General features: G+C 65.4%; 23 protein-coding genes and 1 pseudogene. 17 read left to right on the top strand and 7 right to left on the bottom strand.

Annotated features, from left to right (window positions below; all coding sequences use genetic code 11):
- The first annotated feature begins 6 nt into the window (after positions 1-6).
- Genes QX124_RS15235 through QX124_RS15275 form a run of 9 tightly spaced genes read left to right on the top strand, consistent with a single transcriptional unit; the run spans position 7 to position 6,482 of the window.
- Positions 7-1,218 carry a type II secretion system F family protein gene (locus QX124_RS15235; protein ID WP_315781160.1) on the top strand — a complete coding sequence of 404 codons (1,212 nt, stop codon included), beginning with the start codon at positions 7-9 and terminating at the stop codon, positions 1,216-1,218.
- A 20-nt stretch (positions 1,219-1,238) separates the two neighbouring features.
- The gene (gene gspG, locus QX124_RS15240; RefSeq protein WP_315781158.1) at positions 1,239-1,715 is read left to right on the top strand and encodes a type II secretion system major pseudopilin GspG; all 477 of its coding nucleotides are present in this window, start codon (positions 1,239-1,241) and stop codon (positions 1,713-1,715) included.
- Positions 1,708-2,172: a prepilin-type N-terminal cleavage/methylation domain-containing protein gene (locus QX124_RS15245; protein ID WP_315717469.1), complete on the top strand. Its 465-nt coding sequence runs from the start codon at positions 1,708-1,710 to the stop codon at positions 2,170-2,172. Before gspG ends, QX124_RS15245 begins: the two co-directional genes overlap by 8 nt.
- On the top strand, positions 2,165-2,563 hold the full coding sequence (locus QX124_RS15250; RefSeq protein WP_315739564.1) for a type II secretion system protein: 399 nt from the start codon (positions 2,165-2,167) through the stop codon (positions 2,561-2,563). The genes QX124_RS15245 and QX124_RS15250 overlap by 8 nt, the downstream gene beginning before the upstream one ends.
- Positions 2,563-3,282, top strand: a complete 720-nt coding sequence (locus QX124_RS15255) for a type II secretion system protein (protein WP_315797598.1) — start codon at positions 2,563-2,565, stop codon at positions 3,280-3,282. The genes QX124_RS15250 and QX124_RS15255 overlap by 1 nt, the downstream gene beginning before the upstream one ends.
- The gene (locus tag QX124_RS15260; protein WP_315797599.1) at positions 3,282-4,226 is read left to right on the top strand and encodes a type II secretion system protein GspK; all 945 of its coding nucleotides are present in this window, start codon (positions 3,282-3,284) and stop codon (positions 4,224-4,226) included. Before QX124_RS15255 ends, QX124_RS15260 begins: the two co-directional genes overlap by 1 nt.
- On the top strand, positions 4,223-5,293 hold the full coding sequence (locus QX124_RS15265; protein ID WP_315797600.1) for a PilN domain-containing protein: 1,071 nt from the start codon (positions 4,223-4,225) through the stop codon (positions 5,291-5,293). The genes QX124_RS15260 and QX124_RS15265 overlap by 4 nt, the downstream gene beginning before the upstream one ends.
- Complete coding sequence (gene gspM / locus QX124_RS15270; protein ID WP_315797601.1) at positions 5,290-5,859, top strand: type II secretion system protein GspM; 570 nt, start codon at positions 5,290-5,292, stop codon at positions 5,857-5,859. Before QX124_RS15265 ends, gspM begins: the two co-directional genes overlap by 4 nt.
- Positions 5,859-6,482: a hypothetical protein gene (locus tag QX124_RS15275; protein ID WP_315797602.1), complete on the top strand. Its 624-nt coding sequence runs from the start codon at positions 5,859-5,861 to the stop codon at positions 6,480-6,482. The genes gspM and QX124_RS15275 overlap by 1 nt, the downstream gene beginning before the upstream one ends.
- 19 nt (positions 6,483-6,501) lie before the next feature.
- On the opposite strand, the gene QX124_RS15280 is transcribed toward QX124_RS15275, so the two are convergent.
- Genes QX124_RS15280 through QX124_RS15300 form a run of 5 tightly spaced genes read right to left on the bottom strand, consistent with a single transcriptional unit; the run spans position 6,502 to position 10,143 of the window.
- Complete coding sequence (locus QX124_RS15280) at positions 6,502-6,990, bottom strand: A24 family peptidase (protein ID WP_315797603.1); 489 nt, start codon at positions 6,988-6,990, stop codon at positions 6,502-6,504.
- 45 nt (positions 6,991-7,035) lie between these two features.
- Positions 7,036-7,656 carry a HupE/UreJ family protein gene (locus QX124_RS15285; RefSeq protein WP_315797604.1) on the bottom strand — a complete coding sequence of 207 codons (621 nt, stop codon included), beginning with the start codon at positions 7,654-7,656 and terminating at the stop codon, positions 7,036-7,038.
- Positions 7,653-8,264: a HupE/UreJ family protein gene (locus QX124_RS15290; RefSeq protein ID WP_315739574.1), complete on the bottom strand. Its 612-nt coding sequence runs from the start codon at positions 8,262-8,264 to the stop codon at positions 7,653-7,655. The genes QX124_RS15285 and QX124_RS15290 overlap by 4 nt, the downstream gene beginning before the upstream one ends.
- A gap of 17 nt (positions 8,265-8,281) precedes the next feature.
- A complete protein-coding gene (locus QX124_RS15295) occupies positions 8,282-9,262 on the bottom strand; it encodes a HupE/UreJ family protein (protein WP_315781140.1) in 981 nt (326 codons plus the stop codon).
- Complete coding sequence (locus QX124_RS15300; protein WP_315797701.1) at positions 9,259-10,143, bottom strand: peptidylprolyl isomerase; 885 nt, start codon at positions 10,141-10,143, stop codon at positions 9,259-9,261. The genes QX124_RS15295 and QX124_RS15300 overlap by 4 nt, the downstream gene beginning before the upstream one ends.
- 281 nt (positions 10,144-10,424) lie before the next feature.
- Between QX124_RS15300 and QX124_RS15305 the strand changes: the two genes are divergently transcribed.
- The 3 genes from QX124_RS15305 to QX124_RS15315 all read left to right on the top strand — a co-directional run bounded on the left by QX124_RS15305 (position 10,425) and on the right by QX124_RS15315 (position 13,614).
- Positions 10,425-12,449, top strand: coding sequence for a hypothetical protein (locus QX124_RS15305; protein WP_315797605.1), 2,025 nt, complete (start codon positions 10,425-10,427; stop codon positions 12,447-12,449).
- A gap of 118 nt (positions 12,450-12,567) precedes the next feature.
- Positions 12,568-12,897: a hypothetical protein gene (locus tag QX124_RS15310; protein ID WP_315797606.1), complete on the top strand. Its 330-nt coding sequence runs from the start codon at positions 12,568-12,570 to the stop codon at positions 12,895-12,897.
- A 93-nt stretch (positions 12,898-12,990) separates the two neighbouring features.
- Entirely contained in the window at positions 12,991-13,614 is a 624-nt protein-coding gene (locus QX124_RS15315; RefSeq protein WP_315739580.1) for a 2OG-Fe(II) oxygenase family protein, read from the top strand.
- 4 nt (positions 13,615-13,618) lie between these two features.
- Here QX124_RS15315 and QX124_RS15320 read toward each other — a convergent pair whose 3' ends face one another.
- Positions 13,619-16,246 carry a spermidine synthase gene (locus QX124_RS15320; protein ID WP_315797607.1) on the bottom strand — a complete coding sequence of 876 codons (2,628 nt, stop codon included), beginning with the start codon at positions 16,244-16,246 and terminating at the stop codon, positions 13,619-13,621.
- Positions 16,247-16,618: 372 nt separating this feature from the next.
- Between QX124_RS15320 and QX124_RS15325 the strand changes: the two are divergent.
- Positions 16,619-16,979 (top strand): annotated as a pseudogene (locus QX124_RS15325) (Ku protein); the annotation flags it as partial.
- A 129-nt stretch (positions 16,980-17,108) separates the two neighbouring features.
- Here QX124_RS15325 and QX124_RS15330 read toward each other — a convergent pair.
- Complete coding sequence (locus tag QX124_RS15330) at positions 17,109-17,807, bottom strand: helix-turn-helix domain-containing protein (protein ID WP_315797608.1); 699 nt, start codon at positions 17,805-17,807, stop codon at positions 17,109-17,111.
- 197 nt (positions 17,808-18,004) lie between these two features.
- Between QX124_RS15330 and QX124_RS15335 the strand changes: the two genes are divergently transcribed.
- Genes QX124_RS15335 through narJ form a run of 4 tightly spaced genes read left to right on the top strand, consistent with a single transcriptional unit; the run spans position 18,005 to position 26,740 of the window.
- Positions 18,005-20,749, top strand: coding sequence for an MFS transporter (locus QX124_RS15335; protein ID WP_315797609.1), 2,745 nt, complete (start codon positions 18,005-18,007; stop codon positions 20,747-20,749).
- Between the two features lie 11 nt (positions 20,750-20,760).
- Positions 20,761-24,513, top strand: coding sequence for a nitrate reductase subunit alpha (locus tag QX124_RS15340; RefSeq protein WP_315797610.1), 3,753 nt, complete (start codon positions 20,761-20,763; stop codon positions 24,511-24,513).
- The gene (gene narH, locus QX124_RS15345) at positions 24,510-26,030 is read left to right on the top strand and encodes a nitrate reductase subunit beta (protein WP_315797611.1); all 1,521 of its coding nucleotides are present in this window, start codon (positions 24,510-24,512) and stop codon (positions 26,028-26,030) included. The genes QX124_RS15340 and narH overlap by 4 nt, the downstream gene beginning before the upstream one ends.
- Positions 26,030-26,740, top strand: a complete 711-nt coding sequence (gene narJ / locus QX124_RS15350; protein WP_315797612.1) for a nitrate reductase molybdenum cofactor assembly chaperone — start codon at positions 26,030-26,032, stop codon at positions 26,738-26,740. Before narH ends, narJ begins: the two co-directional genes overlap by 1 nt.
- The last annotated feature ends 8 nt before the right edge of the window (positions 26,741-26,748 follow it).

Consider the following 26,748-nt stretch of genomic DNA (forward strand, 5'->3'; position numbering starts at 1 on the left):
TGGATCGTGCCGAGCTACCGCTATCGCGCCCTGACGCAGTCCGGTGAAATCGTCGTCGGATCTCTCGACGCGCCGTCGCGCGGCGAGGTCGAGCGGCGCATCTCCTATCTGCAGCTGCTGCCGATCGAAACCGTCGAGGAGACGAAGGAGCGGACGGGCGGTGCGTCCGGGCTCTCGTTCGGCGCTCCGTCCGCGGCTGAAGTGACCACGTTCACGCGCGACCTGGCCCTGCTGCTCAAGGCCGGCGCGCGACTCGACGACGCGCTCGATCTGCTGTCGAGCGATTCCGACATCGGCCGCCTGCGTCCCGTGGTGGCGCGGCTGCGCGCGGCGATCATGGCCGGTGAAAGCTTCGCCGACGCGGCGGCTGCCCAGCCGCAGCTGTTCTCGCCGATGTATGTCGCGCTGATGCGCGTCGGCGAGGCGTCGGGAACGCTCGATCATGTGCTGACTGCGCTCGCCGGCGAACGCGAGCGTTCGGAGGCGACGCGCCGCAAATTGACCGACGCGATGCAATATCCGGCCTTCGTCTTCCTCGCGGCGATCGGCGTGATGCTGTTCTTCCTCGTGGCCGTGCTGCCGAACTTCTCCGCCGTGCTGCGCGACTTCGGTGGCCGTGCCGATACCGCGCTCGGCTTCTTCATGACGATGTCGGATCTGCTGCGCGCCAATGCAGCTGCGATCACGCTCGGCTGTGCGGCGCTGCTTGCGGCAGGCTGGTGGCTGTTGCGTCAGCCCGCGGTTCGCGCCGGCCTGACCAGCATGCTGGCGGTGACGCCCGGCATCGGCAGCCTCTTGCTGTTCTATCGGACCAGCCTGTTCTGTCGCAATCTCGGCCTGCTGCTCGGCTGCGGCGTCAATCTGAGCGCGGCACTGCGCATCCTCGTTGACGTGATGGCGGTGACGTCGTCGCGCGCGCCATGGTCGGCGGCGGCGGATCGCGTCCGTCACGGTGGCAAGCTGTCCCAGGCGCTGTCGGCCGACAACACGCTGCCGCCGATGGCGCTGCGCATGCTGCGGCTCGGCGAGGAGACCGGCCAACTGCCGACGCTGTCGACCCGGATCGCAGAGTTCTACGAAGCCAAGCTGCAACGGGGACTCGACCGTGTCGTCGGCATCGTCGGTCCCGCCGCCATTCTGCTCATCAGCGTGGTCGTCGGTGGCCTGATCGTCTCGATCATGACGGCCCTGCTTTCGGTGACGCAACTGGTCGGCTGACCGACATCAAGGAGAACGACATGAGATCGGATACGCAGATCGAGCCGGCCACGAGGGCCGGGCGCGAACACGAGCGCGGCTTCACGCTGGTCGAGATGCTGGTCGTGATCACGATCATCGGGCTGATCATGGGGCTGATCGGTCCGCGCGTTCTGAACTATCTCAGCGAATCCAAGACCAAGGCAGCGCGGATCCAGTTGCAGAGCTTTTCGGCGGCGCTCGACCTGTTCTATCTCGATGCCGGCCGCTACCCCTCGACCTCGGAAGGCCTCGGTGCGTTGGCGCAACGGCCGGCCGGACTGAGCACCTGGAACGGTCCTTATCTCAGAGGCGGGGCCGTCCCGAAAGATCCGTGGAACACGGCCTACGTCTACCGCGCACCGGGCGATCACGGCCCGTATGACATCCTGTCCTACGGCGCCGATGGCCAGGAGGGCGGCAGCGGGACGGCGGCGGACATCGTCCTGGGAACGCAGACGAGCGCGCGCAGTGAGTGACGACGGCCAGCGCGGCTTTACGCTGCTCGAGATGGTCTGCGTGCTCGCGATCGTCGCGCTGCTGGCGTCCGTCGCGCTGCCTTACCTGCCGCGGCAGACGTCGCGGCCGCGGCTGCAGGCCTATGCGCTGCAGGCCGCGACGCTCCTGAAGTCGGATCGTGCCTCGTCGATGCGGACCGGCACGCGCGTCGACACCGAGATCGACACGTCGCGCCGCCTGATCCGCTCCGGCAGCGGCGCGGCTGCGCTGAAGCTGCCCGACGATGTCGCGTTTCTGGCAACGTTGCCGCGCAGCTGCCAGCATCGGCCGGTGCTGGCGACGATCAGCTTCTTTCCTGACGGACTGTCCTGCGGAGGAGCGATCACATTGTCGCGCGCCGATCTGAGCCTGGAGATCAGGGTGAACTGGCTGACGGGGAGAATCGACATTGTCTCGCGCGCGCTCGCCAATGGTTGAGACCGCTGATCGCAGCGAAGCCGGCTTCACGCTGATCGAGGTGCTCGTCGCCCTCGCCATCGTCAGCGTGTCGATCATCGCCATCGGCGCCGTGGTGTCACGCAACGCGGCCAGTGTTCGCAAGCTCGAGCAGCATGTCACCCTCGTCACCGACATGAGGCTGGCGCTGGCCACATTGCTGGCCGATCGCGGCCGGCTGCAGCCGGGCAGCACCGATCAGCGCTCCGGGTCCGGCGCGGTGGTGCTGCAGGTCAGGCCGCTCGGCGGTGATTGGAATGAACCGGCCGGACAGACCGGGTGGATTCCGGAGGCGGTGACCTTGCGCGTCAAGACCGGCTCGGGCGCCATGGCCGATGTGCAGACGGTCCGCCTCGCGCGAGGAGCGCGCTGATGATCCTCCGATCCGATCGGCCGCAACAGCAGGGCTTCGCGCTGATCGAGGCGCTCGGCGCGCTCGCGATTGCCGGCATCGTCTTGTCGGCGCTGGCCGCAGTGACGTCGCAATGGCTGCCGGCGTGGAAGCGTGGCCTAGATCGCGTGCAGCGCGCGGAGATGGTGGCCGCTGCGCTGCGGCGGGTCGGCGATGATTTCGCCGCCGCGCAGTTTGTTTCGGCCAATCGCGCGCAGAAGGGGCCGTTGTTCGTGGGTGACGAGGTCTCGGCGACGTTCGTACGCGCCGAGCTCGGCCCCAATGCAGGACATGGTCTCGATGTCGTGCGCATCGGTGAGGAAGGGAGCAGGGGCGAGCGCGCTCTGCGGCGATCGCGGGCCGCGTTCGATCTGGTGTCGGTCGGCCAGCCAGTGACCGAGCATTTCCGGTTCGGCGATCCCGTGGTGCTGTTGTCTGCGCCGTTCCGCATGTCGTTCGCCTATGCTGATAGAACGATGGCGTGGACGACGGAGTGGCGCGATGCGACCAGGCTGCCGTCCGCCGTTCGCATGACGGTGTACGACGACAGCCGCGGCGGCGCCGCCGTTCTCGTCAGCGCAGTCCGTATTCAGGTCGATGCGCCGGGCGGCGGCTTTGCCGATTCGGGAGCGGGCGGCACCGCGAACCAGCCAGCCGCGGCCGAGCCGGCACAGCCGAACAAGAGCGAGCCGATCGACTGATGCCGGCCCCTTCCTTCACCAGAGGTTCTGCCGACGGGCGCGGCGCGCAGGATGGCTTCATCCTCATTGCGGTGCTGTGGATGCTTGCGGCGCTGGCTGCCCTCGTCGTGGTCGTCTCGCAGCAACTGGGAAGCTCGGCGCGATTGCTGCGGCTCGAGGACGAAGCGGTCGAGGCCGATGCGCTGATCTCGGCGGCCATCGAACTCTCGGCCTATCGTCTGCTATCGTCCAAGGACGAGGAGCGGCCGAGACAGGGTGGTTTCCGTCTGGCGCTTGCAGGCAACGACATTGCGGTCTCGTTCGTCAACGAAGCGGCGCGGATCGATCTCAACACCGCGTCGAAGGACATGCTCGAAAATCTCTTTGTCACGTTAGGCGTCGACCGGGATGCTGCCAAGGATCATGCCGAGCGGGTGGTTGCGTGGCGCTCCAAGCCATCCGATCCAGCCAAGGCCCAGGCGGAGGAGGCGCGCTATGCGGCGGCCGGTCTCAAACGGGTGCCGCGCCTGGCGCCGTTCGCGCATGTCGGCGAGCTGCCGCTCGTCCTCGGCATTCCCGCATCGCTGGTCGATCGGGTACTTCCGTTGGTGACCGTTTTCAACGGCTCTCCCGGCATCGATCCGACGATCGCGGCGCCGGAGGTCGTTGCAGCGTTGCCGGGAATGACGCCACTGATCTTGAAGGATTTCCTCAACGCGCGGGCGTCGCTGTCACAGGATGCCGATACGCTTGTCAAGGCACTGGGCCCCGCTGCGAAGGATGCCGCCAAGGGCAGGAGCAAGGCTTACCGGCTACGCATCGTCGTCGGTCCGGCGGGCGGGCTTCGTCATGCGGCGACGGCGGTGATCGTTCCCGGCGAAGGCGAGGAGCCTTATCGGCTGCAGGCGCGGCAGGACGAGGGGCCGCAACCGAGGGGAGCGCTTCGGGCGCAGAGAATGCCATGAAGCTGACCGAAGCGATCGAGCGCGGACTGACGGTGTGGACGGCGAGCGTCGCGACAGCGATCGAAGCCGTGGCCGATCGGCAGCTCAGACGTCCGCGGGTCCTGATCCGCTACGATCAGCCAGAAACCGTCGTCATGACGGTGCAGGCACCGCCGAAGGCGAAACCGACGCTGGCGCCGGCAAGGGTGAATCCGGCCGCGGGCGCAGCGCATGTCGGGCTCTCGCCGGAGTGGCTGCGAACGCTGCGCGGCGCCGCGCTGGAGATTCATCTTGCCGCCGAGAGCGTCCTGATCCGCCCCCTCGACTATCCGAAGCAGGCCGAGCCGTTTCTCGACGGCATGATCCGGACCCAGATCGGTAGGCTGACGCCGTGGAATCTCGAACAGGTCCTCTACGGTTACAGCGCCCCGCGCACTGCCAATGACCGGATCGCACTGACGCTCGCGGCGATGCCGCGGGCTCTGGTCCAGCCCTTGCTCGCCTTGGCCGATCAGGTCGGCGCCGCCAAGCTCGTCATCACGACCGACGTTGGCTCACCCGATGCCGCCCGCATCCAGATCTTCAAGACGTCGCTGCGCTCGTCGCTCGCCGGCGGCCGCGATCTCGGGCGCGTGCTCAAGCTCGGCTGGCTGTCGGTGGCTGCGACCACGGCGATGCTGCTGATCACGACGACATTGATCGGCGGATATGTGGATGGTGAGCTCGATGACGCCCAGGCGCAGGTCGCGCGGCTTCGCGCCGCCTTGCGGTCCGCGATGGGCGCCACCGCCGCCGACGGGCTGCTCGCCAAGCGCAAGCAGACCAGCCCCGCCAGCGTCATCGTCCTCGACACGTTGTCGAAGATCCTGCCCGACGGGACTTACGTCGTCGAGATGCATATCGAGAACGATCGGCTGCAGATCTCCGGCCTGACCCAGGATGCACCCGCGCTGATCCGGCTGATCGAGCAATCGCCGCAGTTCAGCCGCGCCACCTTCTACGCGCCGACGACGCGCACCGCCGGGGAAGCGGGCGAGCGCTTCCATATCGAGGCGCGCATCAACGCCTATTTCGGAGACCGGGCATGAACTGGTCGACATCGCTGCGCCGAATCTTCGTGAACTCGCCGGCCGCTTCTGCGATCCTCTATGCGGTGACCATCGTGGCGCTGCTCTGGCTTGGTGCTGCAGCGGTCGTCGACCTCGTCGCCAAGCGCGACCAGCTCAACGACGCCAACGCGCAGCTGTCGCAGTTTTCCGGACGCAAACGGCCGGCCGGCAGTTCGGCCGCGGGCAGCGCGACGGCTTCGGGCGGATCGGTGTTTGTCGAAGGACGAACGGTCACCATCGCGGGTGCGGCGCTGGTGCAGCGCCTCACGGAGGCGATCAGCAAGGTCGGCGGCAGCGTGCTGTCGACCCAGGTCGAACTGCCGGCGGCGCGCGCCACCGCCAACGCCAACCTGATCAGCATCGTCGCCAGCTGCGAGCTCGAACAGCCGGCGCTGCAGCAGCTGCTCTATGACCTCGAAGCCGGATTGCCGTTTCTCTTCGTCGATCAACTGCACGTGCAGCAGCCGCTGGCGGCTGCTGCCGGCGGTGTGGGGCGGCTGACGGTGCTGGTCACCGTGTCGGGCCAATGGCAAGGAAAGATGTGATGCGATCGTTCGTCCGCTCAGGTCTCGTCACCGTTGCTACCGTGTGCATTCTTACAGCTTCGCTCGGCCGGGCGTGCGGCGAGACGGCGGATGGTCTCGAACCTGCTTCGCCCGTCCAGGCCGCGCCATTCGATTCCAACCGGCCGGCCGCTGCTGCCAGCGTGCAAGTCCCGGCTGGCACGAGCGCCAATCCGCTGTGGGAGGTTCCCATCAGCGCTCTCTCGGCGACGCGCGACCGTCCGATCTTCTCGGCCTCGCGCCGGCCGCCGCTGGTTGCCGCACCCGTCATGGTGATGCGCGCGCCGCCGCCTCCGCCGCCGAGAGAGCCGGAACGACCAAACCTGCAACTCGTGGGCACGGTCATCGGGGATGAGGAGAGCTTCGGCATCTTCGTCGATGCCTCGTCGCAGGCATCGCTTCGCTTGCGGGTCGGCGCCTCGCATGAGGGATGGGTGCTGCAGTCGCTGCGACCGCGCGAGGCCTCGCTGCTGAAGGCACCGGAGACAGTCACCCTGCAGATGCCGCAGCTCGGCACGACGGCAAACAGCGACGTGCAGGCGGCGCCGATGACCCCGCCCATGCCACCGGGCGGACGCGAGCGGATGGCGCGGCGCGCGCGATGAGGACATCGTCCCACGGTATTCAGAAGGTCACGATCAACTCACTGCTGCTGGCTTGCAGGACGAGCACGGCAAGCAGGCCGAGGACGAGGAACGGACCGAACGGCAGTGCCGTCTGGGCTGTCAGCCGGCGGCCCGTGAAGGAGAGCGCGAGCGCCGCGGCGAGTGCCGTCGTCGTGGCAACGAGCAGCAGGATCGGCAGACTCGGCAGGCCGGCCCAGAACGTTGCTGCCATGAGAAACTTGACGTCGCCGAGGCCCAGTCCCTGGCGGCCGCGGGCCATCATGTAGAGTCGGCGCAGCAGCAACAGGGCCAAGCCGACGGCAAGGGCCGCAGCGGCGGTCCATAGGGCCTCGGGCAGATCGACGAGCGTCGCGGTTCTCAGAAAGCCGCTGGCGGCGACCAGCGCATTCATCCAGTCCGGCAGCAGGCCGCTGCGCAGATCCGTCCAGATCAGGCCGGCACAGGTCAGGAGTAGCACGGCGATCGTGGCGATGTTGATGTCGGTCACGCAGCACGGGGATTGGCGGTGTCGGATCGCCTGAGCATAGGCGGCTCAGGATGCGAGCGATAGTCCCGCCATCATCAGGCCAATCGCGGCGACCCAGCCGCCGACCGCGCGCACGGCGATCCCGCGCCAGCTCGACAGCGGCTCGGTGTCGGGACGCCTGAAGCTGAGCGCGAGCGCCATCACGAGGGTGATGGTGGCGTAGCCCGCACCGGCGAGCCCGGCGGCATAGAGGAGGCGGTCGGTCTGCGGCATCAGCTCGCCGGCATTGGCGGCACCGCGCATCACACCGAGCACGAATGCAACCACGCTCAGTAGTACCACAGGAATGCGCAAGGCCGTCGCCAGCAGCAGCCCGAGAATGAGAATGGTCGCGGCATCGACGAACGGGGACACTGCCGTCACGCCCGAGCCGGCGGCGAGCGCAAGCCCCGCGCACAGGCCGACCGGAAACACCACGACCAGCCAGCGTCCGCTCGCCGCGCCGAGCGAGCCGGCCAGCAATCCGAGCGCGACCCAGACCACGACGTCCTGCAGGGTGAGCAGCGGATGCAGGGCACCGGCGTAGAAGTCGCCGAGCCGGGCCGATACGATGTGGGCATCGGCGATCTGCGCTTGCGTCAGCAGCAGCACGGATGCGAGCAGCGCAGTCCGGCGGAACGTGCTCATGCCGCGACTCCCAGGCTGGCGACCAGGAAGTAGCCGCCGAGCGCGGCGATGGCTGCCCCGACGCCCTGGATGATCCGCTCTCCGCCCGGCCAGCGCGCGAGCGCGCCGATGGTGATGCCGCAGGCGTGGAGAAGCCCGGTCGCGACCACGAAGCCGCAGCCATAGGCCAGCGGATTCGCCGCCGTCGGAAGCTCGACGCCATGCGCGTGGCCATGAAAGATGGCGAAGATCGCAACGATGACGGCCGCAACCGCGAACGGGACACGGATGCGCAGCGCGACCGCAAGCCCGAGGACCAGCGCCGAGAGCGCGATGATGAGCTCCGGGACGGGCAGCCCGATCTTGAGGATTCCCAGGACGGCACCGAACGCCATCACCAGCGGGAAGACGACCGGCAGGATCCAGATCGCAGCGCCGCCGAGCTGCGCGCCCCAGATGCCGACTGCAACCATCGCGACCAGGTGATCCAGCCCCGTCAAGGGATGCAGCAGGCCGCTGGCCAGCCCGCCGCCGACGCCCGTCTGCTCGTGGGCAAGGCTCGGATCCGCCGACAGCAGCGAGAGCAGCGCCGCACCCAACATGGTGTGCAGGAGCTTGCGCGCAATCATGTTCGTCCCATTCGTCATCATGCGGCCGCCAGAACCCGCACCAGACGGCCCAGGAACCAGAACATCGACACTGAGCCGATCGCATAGGCCGGCAGCTCGGCGCCCCATCGCGGCAGCGCCGCGCCGAGGCGGCGATGCGCCCAGATCAGCGCCAGCACCAGCAGCACGAACAGGATCTGCCCGATCTCGACGCCGACATTGAAGAAGAGCAGCGCCGCAGGCAGGATCCGCCGCTCGAGCCCGAGCCCGGCCAGCGCGCTGGCGAAGCCGATGCCGTGCACGAGACCGAAGCTGAAGGCGACGGCCCATGGATAGCGGGCGGTCAGCCCGGTCTCGCCGCGCTGCTGTTTGACGATCTCGACGCCGACGAACACGATGCTGAGCGCGATGCAGGCATTGAGCGGCCCCTCGGCAACGCCGATCCATCCGAACGCCGTTGCGGCGAGCGAGGCGCTGTGGCCGATCGTGAAGGCCGTGATCGTCTTGAGCAGGCGCCAGCCGCCCTGGACGATCCAGATCAGCCCGAGCACGAACAGCAGGTGATCGGCGCCGAGCAGGATGTGGTCGATGCCGAGATTGACATAGGTCTTCGCAAGCTCGAGCCAGGTCTCGAGCGTCGGCGCGTCGGTGCCGAGCACCGTCACGACCGGATTGGCCGCCGAGATCGTGTAGCTGCGCGTCTCTCCAGCCAGGGACGTCACACGGATGATGGCTGCCGACATGTCCTCGCCGAGATTGGCGATCGTCATCTGTCCGACGAGGCCCTTGTCGCCGCAATTGAGCTCCGGCAGGCGCAGGTAGCAATGCGGGGGCATCTTGAGATCGATGCGGTTGACGCCATCCTTCGGCAAGGTCGTCCATCGCCCGATATAGACGCCGGAGCGCATCTCGCGAAACTCGAGCACGGCGATCGTCGCCTGATGCGCAGCCGCCGGCCGCCCAGGCAGCAGCGCCGCGAGCGCGAGCACGATGGCGAGCAGGACGCGCGCGCCGGTCACGGCTCGTACCTGATCGTGTAGTTGGCCTTGAGCCGGCTCACCGCCTCCCAGGCCCGTTTGCGCGTCTCTTCGGTGTGCCAGATCTTGGCCGCCTCGGCGCGAATGTCCTCGAGTTTCGCCGGAGCGCCCGGCGTCCGGGCGTCGAGACGAACCACGTGCCACCCGTCCTTCGACTGCAGCAAGGTCCATTCCTGGAGGGGCGCCTTGAGCAGGCCGTCGCTGAAGCCGTCGCCGAAGCCGGCGGCCAGGCTCGGCACTGGTCGGTCGAGAACCGCGCGCGTCTGATCGTGCAGCTCCTCGGATTCGCGCTGCTCGCGAATGTCGTCCAGGTAGCGCCGCGCCGTCGCTTCGTCGCTGGGTGGCGTCATGAGGAAGCTCACACGCTCGGGCTCGTCGAACCGGGCATGATTGTCGGCGAACCAGGCGCGCAACTGCTCCTCGCTCGGCTGTGGCACGCGCACCTGATCGAAGATCAGATATTGCAGCTTGAACGCGACTCGGTCGCGGATCATCTCGTCGCCGCGGTCGACGCCGAGCATCTTGCCTTCGCGATAGAGGATTTCGCTGGCGACCCAGGCCTCGACCATCTTCTGCAGCTCGGCCTCGCTCGGGGTCCGCTGCTTGTCCTCGTCGAACGTGTCGACGAAGGACTGGCGCAGTGCCTTGGTCACGGTGATGACCTTCTCGTCCTTCGCCGGCGGGTGGATGATGGCATCGGCCGCAAAGATCAGGCCACCGAGAACAAGGAAGTGCAGGAGTGGCTCCCTGCTGAGCCCGCGCAGGGCGGTCACGGATAATGATCGCGCAGGGGAAGAGCTGTTGCCATCTTGCTGATTGGAGCGTGCAGAGGCGCTCTCGAAGGTCTGCGCCGCATTCGACATGGCAGGGGCTGACATACGTTCTTTACAACTCGGACCGCGCTCGTTGCGCGGCGCGTATATGCAACGGCACACTTGCCGTTGTCACCGGGCAAACGTCGGTGTCACAAAAATTTCGCAACGACTGCGGACCGCGAATGTTCGTTGGGAAGGCACCGGCAAAAATAAATCCTTCAACAAACTGTCTCCGAGTTTTGGTTTGTTCGCGCCGCGAATGACAACGGCGCATCGGTCGCGTTGTCATCCGGTTTGGAGATCGATCGAATTCTTTAGGGGCGACGATAATGGTTCCATCTGCCAAGAAAATCCTGCTGACAGCGGCCTCGGTCTCGCTGGCTCTGTCGCAGAGCGCCGACGCTGGGGAGCGTTGGGGGGAAGCGAGCAAGAACAATCCGTATGTCGCCGGCGACATGCACAACCACAACACCTGCACCGACGGTTCGGTCGCAGCCGGCTATGCGATCGACCGCTCGGTCGGCAAGGGCACCGCGGCTGCTGGCGGCACCAATTTCGATCTCGACTGGTTCACGCTCGGCAACCACGGCGGTTCGGGCAATCGTGATTGCCGCTTCAGCGATGCGAGCGCCAACATCCCCGGCGACAACACGACGACGTATTGGAGCCAGACGCTCGGCAAGACCATCGACGGCATCACGATCACCAGCCTGAAGGGCACGCCGAACGGCACCGGCACCAGCGCCAAGATGTGGCGCTGGCAGTCGATCAAGGAGATCGAGTATCCGACCATCGTCAATCGCACCGCGACCTACAACAAGGTGCTGGTCGAGGGCCTGGAGTGGATCCTGCCCGGCCACGAGCATGGCGACGTGGCGGTGATCGCCGGCCAGAACCCGCGCGGCTACGGCAATGCCGACAAGATGGCCGAGTTCGAATATCGCTTCGACCGCGGGGACACCGACGCGATCGGTCCGGTCGATGCCAGCAACAACCCGGTCTGGGCCGGCAAGGACAATGTCAACAATTCCGGCACGGCCGGCCACCAGAAGGCCGTTGCCGGCATCGCCTGGCTGCAGGCGAACCACCCGCTGCAATCCTATGTGGTGCCGACCCATACCGAGCGGCAGGGACCGTTCAACCCGAACGGCTCGGCCGGCTACAACATCGAGCACTTCCGTGACTTCAACAATGCCGGCCCGACGGTCGCGTTCGGCATCGAAGCCCCGGGTCACATGGCCGAGGGCGGCGTGAACGGCGGCTCGGGCTCCTATGGCTCAGGCGCAGTCGGGGGCGGCACCTACGGCATGCAGGGCGTCTACACCGCCAAGGTCGGCGGGCTGTGGGATGGTCTGCTCGGCGAAGGCCGCAACTTCTTCCTGTTCCAGAGCTCGGACTGGCACAGCCGCGGCGTCTATGGCGCGCGCGATCCCGGCACGACAGCGGACTTCATCCCCGGCGAGTACACCAGGCTCTACGTGCCGAACGAGCGGCGTTTCTCCCAGCAGTCCATCATCGACGGCATGCGTTCGGGCAACTCTTATTCGGTCAACGCCCACATCATCGACTCCGACATGGAGTTCCGTGCGAAGGGTGAGTGGGACGACGACTGGAAGACGATGGGCGAGACGCTGGTCGTGCGTCCCGGCGAGAAGGTCACGCTCGAGATGGAGATGACCGTTCCGGCCTCCAACAACAGCCCGTACAGCTTCAACAATCCGCTGCTGCTGCCGGTCGGCATCAAGCAGCCGTTGAACAAGCCCTATCTCGACCACGTCGATCTGATTACCGGCGACATCACCGGTCCGATCGCGCCGGGCGCCCCGGGCTATGCGGTGGCCAATGCCAAGGGTGTCGATGGTGCGGCCATCGTCTACAACCCGTCGGCCAAGATCGCGAAGCAGATCCAGGCGACCAAGATGCGGAGCCGCAAGCTGCGCGACGGTTCGACCCGCCTCAGCTTCACGACCACCTTCATCGCCGGCCAGACACCGTTCTACATCCGCGCCCGCGGCACCAACATTCCGCCGGCCACTCCGAACGTGTCCGACAGCGCCGGCAATCCGCTGCTCGATGCCAGCAACGCCACCGTCAGTTGCACGGATCCGGCATGTCCGTCGCACCTCGGCACGGTCGGCGGCGTGAAGAAGGTGACCAACGACGTGCAGGCCTGGTCGAACGTCTGGTTCTATGCGAACCCGATCTTCGTCCGTCCGTACGATGCGCCCAAGTTGCTGGTGGAGAAGAACAAGGAGCTGGCGCGAAAGCTGGCCCACGACCATCACCACTGGCACGACTGGGATCATTGGGGCCACTGGGGCCACTGGGGTCGCTGGGCCTTCAACCGCGACTGATTGATCGGCATCGATCCGGCGGGACGATACCGCCCCGCCGGATTCTGCTCGCTCCGAGCGCCGGTTTGCGAACCGGTGCTTCGTCTTTGAAACCTGTGCCCTGGGGTTCGCCGACGTGATGCCTCGCTTGTCCGCCGTGATTCTCGCAGTCCTTGCCCTCACGACCGTCGTCGCATCGGCGCATGACGAGGAGCCGACGCAGGAGGCCTGCGACGCCGCGGTGGCCGAGGCACGTGCGCAGGCGGCGACCTTGCCGGCGGACGACGTCTCGCGCTATTTCGCCGAGCGAGACATTCAGCAGGCGCTGGTCGAGGCCGGCAATGGCGAGTTCGATGATTGTGTCGAGAAGGCCGAGCGGGCCGTGCTGGAAGTGCGCGACCGGCCCCACAGCCTGAAGCCCGGCGAGCGGCTCAACATTCTTCGGGCCGACGAAATGCCGTCGCGCTGACGGGCGCGCGCCGCGTCTCCACTCTCGTCATCCGGCTGTCATGCAAGTCGGCAATTTGTCGGTCCTGTTGCGGCGCGTGCAAGGCCTTGAGACATGGACCAGATCGAAGCTCTTTTCCCGATACCGTTGTTGCGTTCGCCCGGGCTCTTGAGCGCCGAGCTCAAGGACGCGGCGGTGGCAGCCATCCGCAATTCGAAGATCGAGAACAATCTGCGGTCCGGACAGCTGTTCCACACCGAGGTCGCCGATCCCCGCGCCAACAATCTGTTTCAGACCATCGCCGAACTCGCCGTGCCCAAGCTGGTCGATTTCGGCGAGCTGCTGTTCGGCGAGAAGCTGCGCTGGACGGTCAAGGAGATGTGGACGAACATGCTGGAGACCGGCGGCAACCAGACCCTGCACGCCCACGCCAACAGCTTCATCTCGGGCATCTTCTATCTGACGCCGTCGCATCCCGGCAGCCGCACCGTATTCGTGCGGCCGCCCGGTGGCAGCGATTTCTCGTTCCGCCATCACACGCGCAGCGCCGCAGTCGGCCCGTTCAATGCCGGCAAATACGTGCTGCCCGAGGCGGAGCCGGGCGATCTCGTGCTGTTCCCGAGCTATCTCTATCACGAGGTGCCGCGCAATCAGGGCGATCAGCGCATCACGATCGCCTTCAACGCGATTCCTGATCATCTGGACTGCTGGGGCTACCGCGTCAGCTTCTCGTCCTGACGCGCTACCGTTCGAACTCGCGCGACAGCAGATCGCGTGCGTCGCGTCGCGACGGCGCGGCGGCGTCGATCGCCCGAAGCAGGCGTTCAGCAGCCGCGCGATCCGATGCAAGCAGCGCTTTTGCCATGCTCATCAGCGGCGCATAGGCCGGCTCGAACTCGGCGCTGGCGCGAACGGAATCGAGGAGACCGGGTGCGGCGGCTGCGATGAGCGCCGGCCCGCGCGGTTCGCCGGTCAGCGCGGCGCCGGCCTGGATGAATCGGTTGCGGGCCCGCCAATAGGCGCCGAGCCGTTCCTCCCACATTCCGCGTTTCGAGTCTTCCAGCAAATCGACCGCGTCGGTCTTTGTCTGGCTGAGGACCGTCAGCAGCAATTGCCATGGGGCCGCGGAGAGAGCGTGGACATTGCTGCGCGCGTCGAACGTGACGAACGGGAAATCGTCGGTGTTGCGCGGTCCCGGACCGGCGAAGCTCGCGAGCGCTTTCGCGCCGGCGACATACTGGCCCAGAAGATCGATCGGCTGATCGAAGCCGAGAGGTTGAATGACCGGGTGAAGCTTCCGGTCGGAGAACCGTGCGGCGACGAGCTCGGGGTCGATCGGGCTTGGGGCGCCTGATCCGATCAGAGCCAGCATCGGTGTGCGCACGCTGTAATGGTTCAGCCAGGCGGACCCTTGTGGGAAGACTGCGAGAAAGCTTCTGACGATCGCGCGCAGTGACGGCGTATCGAGCTGATAGAGCGGCAGCCACTGGCAGAACACGCCCTCGGTCGCCAGTCGCCGCTTGACGGCCGCGAAATGTTCGACCGTGTACAGCGCGCCGCTGCCATCGAGCGCCGGGTGGAACAGGTCGGCCACGATCACGTCGTAGCGTCCGTCATCGGCGATGATGAAGCGCCGGGCATCGGCAACGGAGATCGGCGGCCTTTCCTTCTCGGCCGCGGGGTTGTCGAACCAGGGCAGCAGCGCGACGACCTCGGAGGACAGCTCGACTGCGCGCACGTCGAGGCCCGGCATCTGCGCCGCGCCGAGCACGGTCGCGCCGGTGCCGACACCGAGGAAGAGGGCGCTGCGCGGTGCCGGATGCAAGAGCAGCGGCAGCATGGCCTGGCGGAAATCGGATCGCACCGAACTGGTGCCGCCCATGCGGAAGTGGCCGTTCACCTCAAGATAGCGTGCTCCTGAGGCGTCGTCGACGACGCTCGCGGTCGCCATCGGTCCCTCGCGCACGGCCAGAAGCTTGCCGCCCGGTGGGACCTTGATGAGCAGGGGGGCGGGGAGCCACAACAGCGCGAGTGCAAGTAGAGCGGGCGCCGCCGCCAAGCGCAGCGCAGCGCGTTGGGGCTGCAGCAGCAGAAGATATCCGACGGCAACGAGGACCAATGCTCTCCAAGTGCCGAAAGCGGGAATCAGCAGCTGTGCCGCGGTCAGCGGCGCAATGGCTGCGCCGAGGCTGTTGATGCCGACGGCCCAGCCGACCGATCCCCTGACGTTGCGGACATCCTGCATGAGCTGGCCGAACAAGGCGCCCATCGCCATCGCGGGCAACAGGAACAGCGCCAGCGCGATTCCGAGCTCGCCTGCGACACCGAGGCTCGCCGCGCTGTCAGCGACGCCACCAAGCAAGGGCGCCACGAGCGCCGTGCCGAGGCAGACGAGCGCGGTGCTGCTGATCAACGCGGTTCTGCCGAGCGCAACCCTCGGCCCGACGCGCTGCCAGATCATGCCGCCCATCGCGGTGCCCAGCAGGTAGGCGGCCAGCAGACAGGCGAAGCTATAGACCGTGTCCTGCATCATCTGCGCGGCCAGGCGCACGACCAGCACTTCGAACACGATGCCGAGCAGGCCGGTGACGAACAGCGTTCCTGTCAGGCGGAGGTCGGCGACAGCAGGCTCGTGATCATCGCCCGCCCGAGAGTCGACCTGCACGGCTCGGCCGAGGCGGAGCGCTGCCAACGCGCAGGCTGCGTTGATGGCTGCCAGGCAAAGCAGCGTCGTCGACAATCCAAGCGCGGGGATCAGCACGAAGGTGGACAGCAGCGTGCCGGCGACGGCGCCGGCCGTGTTTGCGCCGTAGACGCCGGCGCTGACGGGCCGCGTGCCACGCGCCGCGGACATCATCCGTTCCAGCGCGGTCAGCGTGCCGCCCATGGCAACCGTCGCCGGCAACAGCACCAGCGTCGGCAGCAGGAAGCTCGCGCTCCATAACAAGACGGGGGAGGGCGCCGTGCCGAGCAGCGGCGCCAGGGCGCGCGCGCACGCGGGAAGCAGCCAGATCGCACACAGCCCCCACAGGCCGATGACCGTTTCGAGAACGGCATAGACCCGGTGCGGATTGGCGGCGCGGCGGATCCGGCCATCGAGGACGAAGGCGCCCACCGCCAGTCCGGCGAAAAATCCTGCGATGGCGCCGAGCACGGCCATCATCTCCGTCCCCAGGGCGAGGGCGAGCTGGCGCGTCCATACGATCTCATAGCCCAGCCCGGCGAGGCCGGATGCAGCAATCAGCAGCCTCAGCGCCCTCAGCCGAGCCGTGCTCCGGCAGGCGACGGGACCGGCGCCGAGAGACCCGACGCCTTGCTTCTCCGCGATCAGATCATTGTCGCACGGGCCTGCATGGCCTGCTTCGGTCAAGATTCGGTACCCGCAATTCCCGCGATCGGTCATCGGATGCAGCGCGCCGTGCGGGCGCAGCTCCGAGCACTGGATCAAGCTCGGCTGCCCCGGCCGCCAAGGTCGGGATCGTTTCCTTGTGTTCGCGTTACGTGACGGTGGTTTGACAGAAGCTGCGGGAGCAGCCGTTCGGCGCAGACGGTTGTATCGCATGAGGCCCGTCAGGGAACGATGACCAGACCCATCATCGGCACCACGGAGAAGCGCCAAAGCGTTGATTTCATCATTTTATTTGAGACATCAGCCATTTAGAAGCGTACCAAAGCCGCCCGTCGGAACCCGGCGCCGCCATTCGTCTTGAGTCCGGACCGTTTCAACCGGAGTTCCGCGTACATGGCCCCCCGCGCCAATTGGAAAGGCTTCCTGCGCCCGTCGCTCGTTACGTGCCCGGTGGCCCTCTACCCGGCCACCTCCGAGTCCGAGAAGATCAGCTTCAATCAGCTGAACCGGACAACTGGCCACCGGATCAAGTACGTCAAGGTCGACGCCGATACGGGCGAAGAGGTCCCCAAACGAAGACATCGTCAAGGGCTATGAGCTCGAGAAGGGCCAGTACATCGAGGTCTCGAAGGAGGAGCTCGAGGAGATCGCCCTGGAGTCCACGCGTACGATCGAGATCGACGAGTTCGTGGACAAGGCTCAGCGTCGCCCGCGATCACGGCTTTGCCGGCCGCACTTTCCAGGGCCGATCGGTTTCGGAGCGTCTCAGCGTCTGTCACGCGGACTGGGTGTGCGGCGGAGAAGAACTATATCGACGCTCCGTTTCCGTACTCTGCTGATTTGCCGTTCCCAACAGAGGGGCAGGACCGATCGCCAAAGAAGCCTACGAGCCGGGATCGTCGATCAGGGGCTTGGGCCGGGCAAACAGCTCCAACTGCTCCTTGTGGTCGATGACGATCTCTCGTCCGCGGACGCGAACCCCATGGCTCGTAAGTTGGGCAAGACTGCGTGACAGGTTTTCGCGCGTCGTGCCGATGTGGGAGGCCAGCGTGCCGCGGTCGAATGGGATGACGATATTCGCATGCCCCGGTTCGCGCTGGGCTTCGGCGAGGATCCAGTTGGCGAGGCGCTCGATGCTCGACCGGGCCAGGGTGCCCTTCAGTTTCTTGACAGAAGCGCGATAGGCATACGCCAGCTCCTGAGCAACAATCCGTGCGAATGCGATGTCTTCGTCGAAGAGTGCCCTTACATCGCGGGCGGGGATCAGCAGCACCCGCGACTCCGTCAGCGTGCGGGCTGAATTGAGATACGCCTGATCGACCACGACTGCAGCAAGTATGAAGGTCGACACGGGTCGAAGCAGTGAGATGCCCCACTCGGCCTCGTCCTGCTCGGTGTAGATTTCCACCAACCCGCCAATCAGCACATGCAGGAAGTCGGCCTGATCTCCCTCGCGAGCCAACCGCACCCCGGCCGGAAATTGCTGCAGCAGAGCCGCGCCGAGCAACCGCTTCAGGTTCTCCTCGCTGAGGTCCGCAAACAGCGGCAGCGTCTTCAACTGGGCGAGTTCGTCGGGGCGCAAGCGAAACTCCAGGAGTCACTCATCCGCTATCGCGCCGAACTGTGACAAAAGTCAATTGCATACGTGCAGTCTGACAATCCGATCTGAGACATTTGGCAGATTGTGGCCGACCGGACCGTCCGGTTGATGCATCGCAAAACCTTTTCCTGGTGCCCCGAATAACTGCTGTGGCGTCGAAGCCATACGTCGAGGCCACCATGGACGCCGTAGATTTCAGCCCCGAGCACCGAACGCGAGCACTCTGGCTCTCAACAATCTCGTTCACGATCTGCTTTGCGGTGTGGACGATCTTCTCGATCATCGGCATCCGGATCAAGCAAGAGCTGGATCTGAACGAAACCGAGTTCGGTCTCCTGATCGGCACCCCGATCCTGAGCGGCTCGCTGATCCGGCTGATACTGGGCATCTGGACCGATCAGTATGGCGGGCGCCGCGTCTACACCGTCGTGATGCTCGCCGCGGCGGTCGCGACCTATCTCCTGACCTGGGCGCATACCTATCCGCAATTTCTCGTCGCGGCGCTCTTCGTCGGAATCGCCGGTGGTTCGTTCGCGGTCGGCGTCGCCTATGTGTCGCGGTTCTATCCGACGGCCAAGCAGGGCACTGCGCTTGGAATCTTCGGCGCCGGCAATGTGGGCGCCGCCGTCACCAAGTTCGTCGCGCCGTTCGTACTGGTCGCCTATGGCTGGCAGACCGTGGCCCAGATATGGGCGCTCGCGATCGGCGTCATGGCGATCGTCTTCTGGCTGTTCTCCGAGGAGGACCCGGTGGTCCGCTCGCGAAGGCAGCGCAAGCAGAAGGCCGGCAGCGCCTGGCTCGAGCTCGCGCCGCTCAAGAACATCCAGGTCTGGCGCTTCGCGCTGTATTACTTCTTCGTTTTCGGCGCCTTCGTCGCGCTGTCGCTGTGGCTGCCGCAATACCTGATCAAGGTCTACGGTGTCGGAATCCAATCGGCCGGCATGATGGCCGCCATGTTCTCGTTTCCGGCCAGCGTGTTTCGCGCCTACGGCGGACACTTGTCCGATCGCTTCGGTGCCCGTCGCGTGATGTACTGGACATTTCTGGTCGGTGTCGCCGCGACCTTCCTGTTGTCCTACCCGCCGACGGACTACGTCGTGACGACCGTCAACGGAAAGGTCGGCTTTCATCTGGAGATGGGGCTCGTCCCGTTCGTCGTCATCGTCTTCGTGCTCGGCTTCTTCATGGCGCTCGGCAAGGCCGCCGTCTACAAGCACATCCCCGTCTACTATCCGAACAATGTCGGAGCCGTCGGCGGCCTGGTCGGCATGATCGGCGGGCTCGGCGGATTCGTGCTCCCGATCGCGTTCGGCGCGCTGGTCGATCTCACCGGTCTGCGAACCAGCTGCTTCATGCTGCTCTTCCTGCTCGTCGGGGTCGCGCTGGTCTGGATGCATCTCTCGATCCGGCAGATGGAGCGCGGCGTTGCCGGCGAGGCGCTGAAGAGGCTGCCGGAGCTGCCGGAAATGGAGGAGATCCACCGGCCCGAGCACATCGGAGCCCTGTCCGGCGCGGTTCTCACCGACTGGCGGCCTGAGGACGACACGTTCTGGAGGGAGCAGGGCCGAGCCATCGCGCGACGCAATCTCTGGATATCCATTCCGGCGCTGCTGTTATCCTTCGCGGTCTGGCAGGTCTGGTCTGTCGTGGTTGCGAAGCTGCCTTCGGTCGGCTTCAAGTTCACGACCGATGAGCTGTTCTGGCTGGCTTCGCTGCCTGGGATCTCCGGTGCAGTTCTGCGCATCTTCTACTCCTTCATGGTGCCGATCTTCGGCGGCCGGCTGTGGACCACGCTGGCCACGTGGTCGCTGCTGATACCCGCGATCGGAATCGGCTATGCGGTGCAGAATCCCGCAACGCCCTATCCGGTGTTCCTGATATTGGCTCTGCTGTGCGGCTTTGGCGGCGGCAATTTCGCCTCGTCGATGGCCAACATCTCCTTCTTCTTCCCCCGCGCCGAGAAGGGCAACGCGCTCGCGCTCAATGCCGGCCTCGGCAATCTCGGCGTCAGCGTCGTCCAGTTCGTGGTGCCGATCGTCATCACGGTCGGCGTGTTCGGCTGGTTCGGCGGAGATCCGGCGATGGCGACGAGCGGGTCGCAGCCGATGCCGATCTGGCTTCAGAACGCTGGCTTCGTCTGGGTGCCGTTCATCGTCGCCAGTGCTTTCGCCGCCTGGTTCGGGATGAACGACATCGCCTCCGCGAAAGCGTCCTTCGCTGATCAGGCCGTCATCTTCCAGCGGCGGCACAACTGGATCATGTGCTGGCTCTACACCGGCACGTTCGGCTCGTTCATCGGCTATTCCGCGGGCTTCCCGCTGCTGGCGAAGACCCAGTTCCCGGCCGTCGACGCGTTGCAGTTCGCATTCCTCGGGCCGCTGGTGGGTGCCTTGTCGCGGTCCGCGACGGGCTGGATGGCCGACAAATGGGGCGGCGGGCGCGTGACCGTCGGGGTGTTCCTGCTGATGATGGCCGGCGTGCTCGGGGTGCTCTACTTCCTCGGCATCAAGGATCAGCCCGGTGCATTCTGGGGCTTCTTCGCGATGTTCCTGCTGCTGTTCTTCGCGACCGGCGTCGGCAATGCATCGACCTTCCAGATGATCCCCAACATCATGCGCCAGGAAATCACCCGGCTCATGCCGACCGCGGACGCGGAGACTCGGCTGCGCCAGGCCGAGAAGGAATCCGCCGCCATCACCGGCTTCACCTCCGCGATTGCCGCCTTCGGCGCATTCTTCATTCCCAAATCCTACGGCACCTCGATCGACCTCACCGGCGGCGTGCAGGCCGCCCTATGGGGCTTCTTCGGCTTCTACGTCACCTGCGTGCTGATCACCTGGGCCGTCTACACCCGCAAGGGCGGCGTCCTGCACGACGTCGAACGGCGCCGGGCGATCGCGGCCGCTGCCCAACCCGCTGAATGAGGACGTAAACGATGAGCCATTTTCTCGATAGGCTGACCTTCTTCACCCGGGCCAAGGAGGAGTTCGCAGGCGGACACGGCGTGACGACGACCGAGGACCGTTCCTGGGAGGAGGGCTATCGCAAGCGCTGGCAGCACGACAAGATCGTGCGCTCGACGCATGGCGTGAACTGCACCGGCTCCTGCTCGTGGAAGGTCTACGTCAAGGGCGGCATCGTCACCTGGGAGACCCAGCAGACCGACTACCCCCGGACGCGCCCTGATCTTCCCAATCATGAGCCGCGCGGCTGCGCCCGCGGCGCGAGCTATAGCTGGTACCTCTATTCCGGAAACCGGGTGAAATATCCGCTGGTGCGCTCGCGGCTGCTCAGGCTGTGGCGCGAGGCGCGAGCGCGGATGACGCCGGTCGCAGCCTGGAAGTCGATCGTCGAGAATCCGGGCAAGCGCTCGGACTATGTGCAGAAGCGCGGACTGGGCGGCTTCGTGCGGGCGAGTTGGGCCGAGGTCAACGAGCTGATCGCGGCAGCCAATGCCTATACGGTCAGAGCCCATGGTCCGGACCGCGTGTTCGGATTTTCGCCGATCCCGGCGATGTCCATGGTGAGCTACGCGGCCGGCGCGCGCTATCTGTCGCTGCTCGGCGGCGTCTGCATGTCGTTCTACGATTGGTATTGCGACCTGCCGCCGGCCTCGCCACAGACCTGGGGCGAGCAGACCGACGTACCTGAAAGCGCGGACTGGTACAATTCAGGCTTCCTGATGCTGTGGGGCTCCAACGTGCCACAGACGCGTACGCCGGATGCGCACTTCTATACTGAGGTTCGTTACAAGGGGGCCAAAAGCGTCGTTGTCTGTCCGGATTATTCCGAGGCTGCGAAATTCGCCGATCTCTGGCTGTCGCCGAAGCAGGGCACCGACGCGGCGCTCGCGATGGCGATGGGTCACGTGATCCTCAAGGAGTTTCACATCGACCGGCAGACGCCATACTTCAACGACTATGTGCGCCAGTATACGGATATGCCATTTCTGGTGCGGCTGGTGAAATCCGAGGGACGGCTCGTTCCTGAGCGGTTCGTGCGCGCCTCGGATTTCGCCACATCGCTCGACGAGGCCAACAATCCCGAATGGAAGACCGTCGCCTATGATGAGATCAGCGGGGCCATTGTCGTGCCCAAGGGATCGGTCGGCTTCCGCTGGGGCGAAAAAGGCAAGTGGAGCCTGGAAGAGAAGAGCTCGGCGAACAACGACACTCGGCTGCGGCTGTCTCTGGCCGGCATCGAGGACGACATCGCGCCGGTGGGATTCCCCTATTTCGGTAACCGTCAGCACGATCACTTCAGCGGCACCAATCATCCAGATGTGCTGACTCGCAACGTGCCGGTGAAGCGACTTCGTCTTGCCGATGGCGAGGCGGCCGTGGCCACTGTGTTCGATCTGTTCGCCGCCAATTATGGCGTCGATCGCGGCTTCGGCGGCGACCATCTCGGCAGGAGCTACGACGATCTGGAACCGTACACTCCGGCATGGGCCGAGGCGATCTGCGGCGTGCCGCGCGGCCAGATCATCGCGGTTGCCCGCGAGTTTGCCTCGAATGCGTCCAAGACCCGGGGGCGCTCGATGGTCATCGTCGGGGCCGGTCTGAACCACTGGTACCATATGGACATGAACTATCGCGGCATCATCAATATGCTGGTGATGTGCGGCTGTGTCGGCCAGTCCGGCGGTGGCTGGTCGCATTATGTGGGTCAGGAAAAGCTGCGGCCGCAGTCGGGCTGGACGCCGCTCGCCTTTGCGCTCGATTGGGGGCGCCCGCCGAGGCAGATGAATTCGACTTCGGCGTTTTACGCTCACACCGACCAATGGCGTTACGAGACGGTCAATGTCAGCGAGATTCTCTCACCGACCGCACCGGCCGGTTCTTGGGACGGAGCGCTGATCGACTACAATGTCCGCGCGGAGCGCATGGGATGGCTGCCGTCCGCGCCGCAACTGCAGGCCAATCCGATCGAGGTATCGAAGCGCTCCGCCGCCGCCGGCCTGGAGCCGAAGGACTACGTCGCTAAGGCCTTGAAGTCGGGGGAGCTGAAGCTCTCCTGCGAGGATCCCGATCATCCGAAGAACTGGCCCCGCAACCTCTTCGTCTGGCGCTCCAACCTGCTCGGCGCCTCAGGCAAGGGCCACGAATATTTCCTCAAGCATCTGCTCGGCACCAAGCATGGCGTGATCGGCAAGGATCTTGGCGACCAGGGCCACAATAGACCGGTCGAGGTCACTTGGCACGAAGAGGCCCCGGAAGGAAAGCTCGATCTGCTGGTCACGCTCGACTTCCGGATGTCGACCACATGCATGTACTCGGACGTCGTGCTGCCGACGGCCACTTGGTACGAGAAGAACGACCTCAATACGTCCGACATGCATCCCTTCATCCATCCGCTCTCGGCGGCGATCGATCCGGTGTGGGAATCGCGCAGCGATTGGGACATCTACAAGGGGATCGCGGAGGCCTTCTCCAGGGTCGCGCCCGAAGTGCTCGGGGTCGAGAAGGACGTCGTGCTGACCCCGATCATGCATGACAGTCCGGGCGAAATCGCGCAGGCGTTCGACGTCAAGGACTGGAAGCAGGGCGAGATCGATCCGATCCCCGGCAAGACCATGCCGGCGGTCACGGTGGTCGAACGTGACTATCCGAATCTCTACAAGCGCTTCACCTCGCTTGGACCGTTGATGAACAAGCTCGGCAATGGCGGCAAGGGGATGGCCTGGAACACCGACCATGAGGTCGAACTCCTGAAGCGCCTCAACGGCGTCGTCGCTGACGACGGGCCGACCCAGGGGCTGGCTCGCATCGACAGTGCGGTCGACGCTTGCGAGGTGATCCTCAGCCTGGCGCCGGAAACCAATGGCGAGGTCGCAGTCAAGGCGTGGTCGTCCCTGGAGCAATTCACCGGCCGCGACCATGCTCATCTCGCCATTCCGAAGGAAGACGAGAAGATCCGATTCCGCGACGTCGTCGCGCAGCCGCGCAAGATCATCTCGTCGCCGATCTGGTCGGGGCTCGAGTCGGAGAAGGTCTGCTACAACGCCGGCTACACCAATGTCCACGAGCTGATCCCGTGGCGGACGCTGACCGGCAGGCAGCAGCTCTATCAGGATCACCTATGGATGAGGGCCTTCGGCGAGGGCTTCTGCGTCTACCGGCCGCCGATCGATACCAAGACCGTCAAGCCGGTGATCGATCGCAAGCCGAATGGCAATGCGTCCGTCATCCTGAACTTCATTACGCCTCATCAGAAGTGGGGCATCCACTCCACCTATACCGACAATCTCCTGATGCTGACCCTGTCGCGCGGCGGTCCCATCGTGTGGATCAGCGAGATCGACGCAAAGGCTGCCGGTATCGCCGACAATGACTGGATCGAGGCCTACAACACCAATGGCGCGCTGGTTGCGCGCGCTGTGGTCTCGCAGCGGGTCAAGCAGGGCATGTGCATGATGTATCATGCTCAGGAAAAGATCGTGAACGTGCCGGGCTCCGAGCAGACGGGGCTGCGCGGCGGCATCCACAATTCGGTGACGCGTGTCGTTCCGAAGCCGACGCACATGATCGGGGGCTACGCTCAGCAGGCCTATGGCTTCAACTACTACGGCACGGTCGGCGCCAACCGCGACGAGTTCGTCATCGTCCGGAAGATGTCGAAGATTGATTGGCTGGACCAGCCGACTGCTGACCGGTCGGCCACGACCCCCTCGGAGGCTGCAGAATGAAGATCCGTGCTCAGATCGCAATGGTGCTCAATCTCGACAAGTGCATCGGCTGCCACACCTGCAGCGTGACCTGCAAGAACGTCTGGACCAGCCGCGAGGGGATGGAATACGCGTGGTTCAACAACGTCGAGACCAAGCCAGGCGTTGGCTATCCCAAGGATTGGGAGAACCAGTCCCGCTGGAAGGGAGGCTGGTCGCGCAATCGCGACGGGTCGATCCAGCCGCGGATCGGCGGCAAGTGGCGGGTTCTGGCGAATATCTTCGCCAATCCCGACCTCCCCGAGATCGATGACTACTACGAGCCGTTCACCTTCGACTATCAGCACCTGCAAAGTGCGCCCGAGGCATCTGCGATGCCGACGGCACGGCCGCGCTCGCTGGTGTCTGGGGAGCGGATGGAAAAGATCGAGTGGGGACCGAACTGGGAAGAGATCCTGGGCGGCGAATTCGCCAAGCGCTCTCAGGACATCAATTTCGACGGCGTGCAGAAGGAGATCTACGGCCAGTTCGAGAACACCTTCATGATGTATCTGCCGCGGCTGTGCGAGCATTGCCTCAATCCGGCATGCGTCGCATCCTGCCCGTCCGGTGCGATCTACAAGCGCGAGGAGGACGGCATCGTCCTCATCGATCAGGACAAGTGCCGCGGCTGGAGAATGTGCGTCTCCGGCTGTCCATACAAGAAGATCTATTATAACTGGTCCTCGGGAAAATCGGAGAAGTGCATCTTCTGCTATCCTCGGATCGAGGCGGGGCAGCCGACCGTGTGCTCCGAGACCTGTGTCGGGCGCATTCGCTATCTCGGTGTCGTGCTGTATGACGCGGACCGCATCGCAGAGGCCGCGGCCAAGCCCGACGAGGGCGATCTCTACCAGGCCCAGCTCGACATCTTTCTCGATCCGAGCGATCCGAACGTGCTTGCGGAAGCCGAGCGCCAGGGCATCCCTCATGCATGGCTGGAGGCGGCGATACGGTCGCCGATCTGGAAGATGGCGATGGAATGGAAGGTCGCCTTCCCCTTGCACCCGGAGTATCGGACCCTGCCGATGGTCTGGTATGTGCCGCCGCTGTCGCCGATCACGTCGGCGGCCTCGTCCGGCAAGATCGGGCACGATGGCGAGATGCCCGACGTTAAATCCTTGCGCATTCCGATGCGGTACCTCGCCAATCTGCTGACTGCGGGCGACGAGAAGCCGGTGACGCTGGCGCTCGAGCGAATGCTGGCCATGCGTGCCTATATGCGGGCCAAGACCATTGACGGCGTGGTCGACGAGGCGATCGCGAGGCGCGTCGGCCTGAGCGGCCCGCAGATCGACGACATGTACCACATCATGGCGATCGCCAACTACGAGGACCGCTTCGTGATCCCGACCGCGCACCGCGAGCTCGGTGCCGACGCGTTTGATATCCGCGGCTCCTGCGGCTTCTCGTTCGGCAACGGCTGCTCCGGGGGCGAAAGCGAAGTCAACCTGTTCGGATCGCCGCGTAAGGCCAAGAACCCGATGGAGGTCGCCTGATGAAGACGTTCAAGGTGCTGTCGGCATTGCTGAACTATCCGAGCGGGGAATTGATCACGGCTATCCCGGAGCTCGCGCGGGTGCTCGACCAGGAAGGCCTCGTCCAGCCTGGCATTCGCCGGGAGCTCGATGTGCTGCTGCAGGAGATCGCCACGGGCGACGTCTACGACCTGCAGGAGCGCTACGGCCTGCTGTTCGACCGCAGCAAGACCCTGGCGCTGCATCTGTTCGAGCACGTCCATGGCGAAGGCCGCGACCGCGGCCAGGCCATGGTCGACCTGCGGGCCATGTATGATCGTGCGAACCTCGTCATCGCCGGCAACGAGCTGCCGGATTATCTGCCGCTGTTCCTCGAATTTCTCGCCACCCGGGAGATTGCGGACGCGCGCGAGTTGCTTGGCCAGACCAGCCACATCATCGCCGCGCTCGCGGAACGACTGGGGCGTCGGCAGTCGAGCTATAGGGCGGTGTTCGATGCGCTGCTCCAGATCGCCGCGGAGCAGCCCCGCGCGGAGATCGTCGATGAGCTGCTGAAGGCGGCGGACGTGGATCCGATGGACCTGCACGCGCTCGACGCGGCCTGGGAGGATGAAGAGGTCAGGTTCGGCCCGGGAGGGGGCGACCAGGCAGCCTGTGGGCACGACAATCTGATCGCAAAACTGCGCCACGCCAAACGTGCGGTCAACGCGCCGCCGTCACAGTTGCAATGAGGGATTGG

The sequence above is a fragment of the Bradyrhizobium sp. SZCCHNRI3043 genome, from assembly GCF_032377735.1.
Lineage (GTDB): Bacteria > Pseudomonadota > Alphaproteobacteria > Rhizobiales > Xanthobacteraceae > Bradyrhizobium.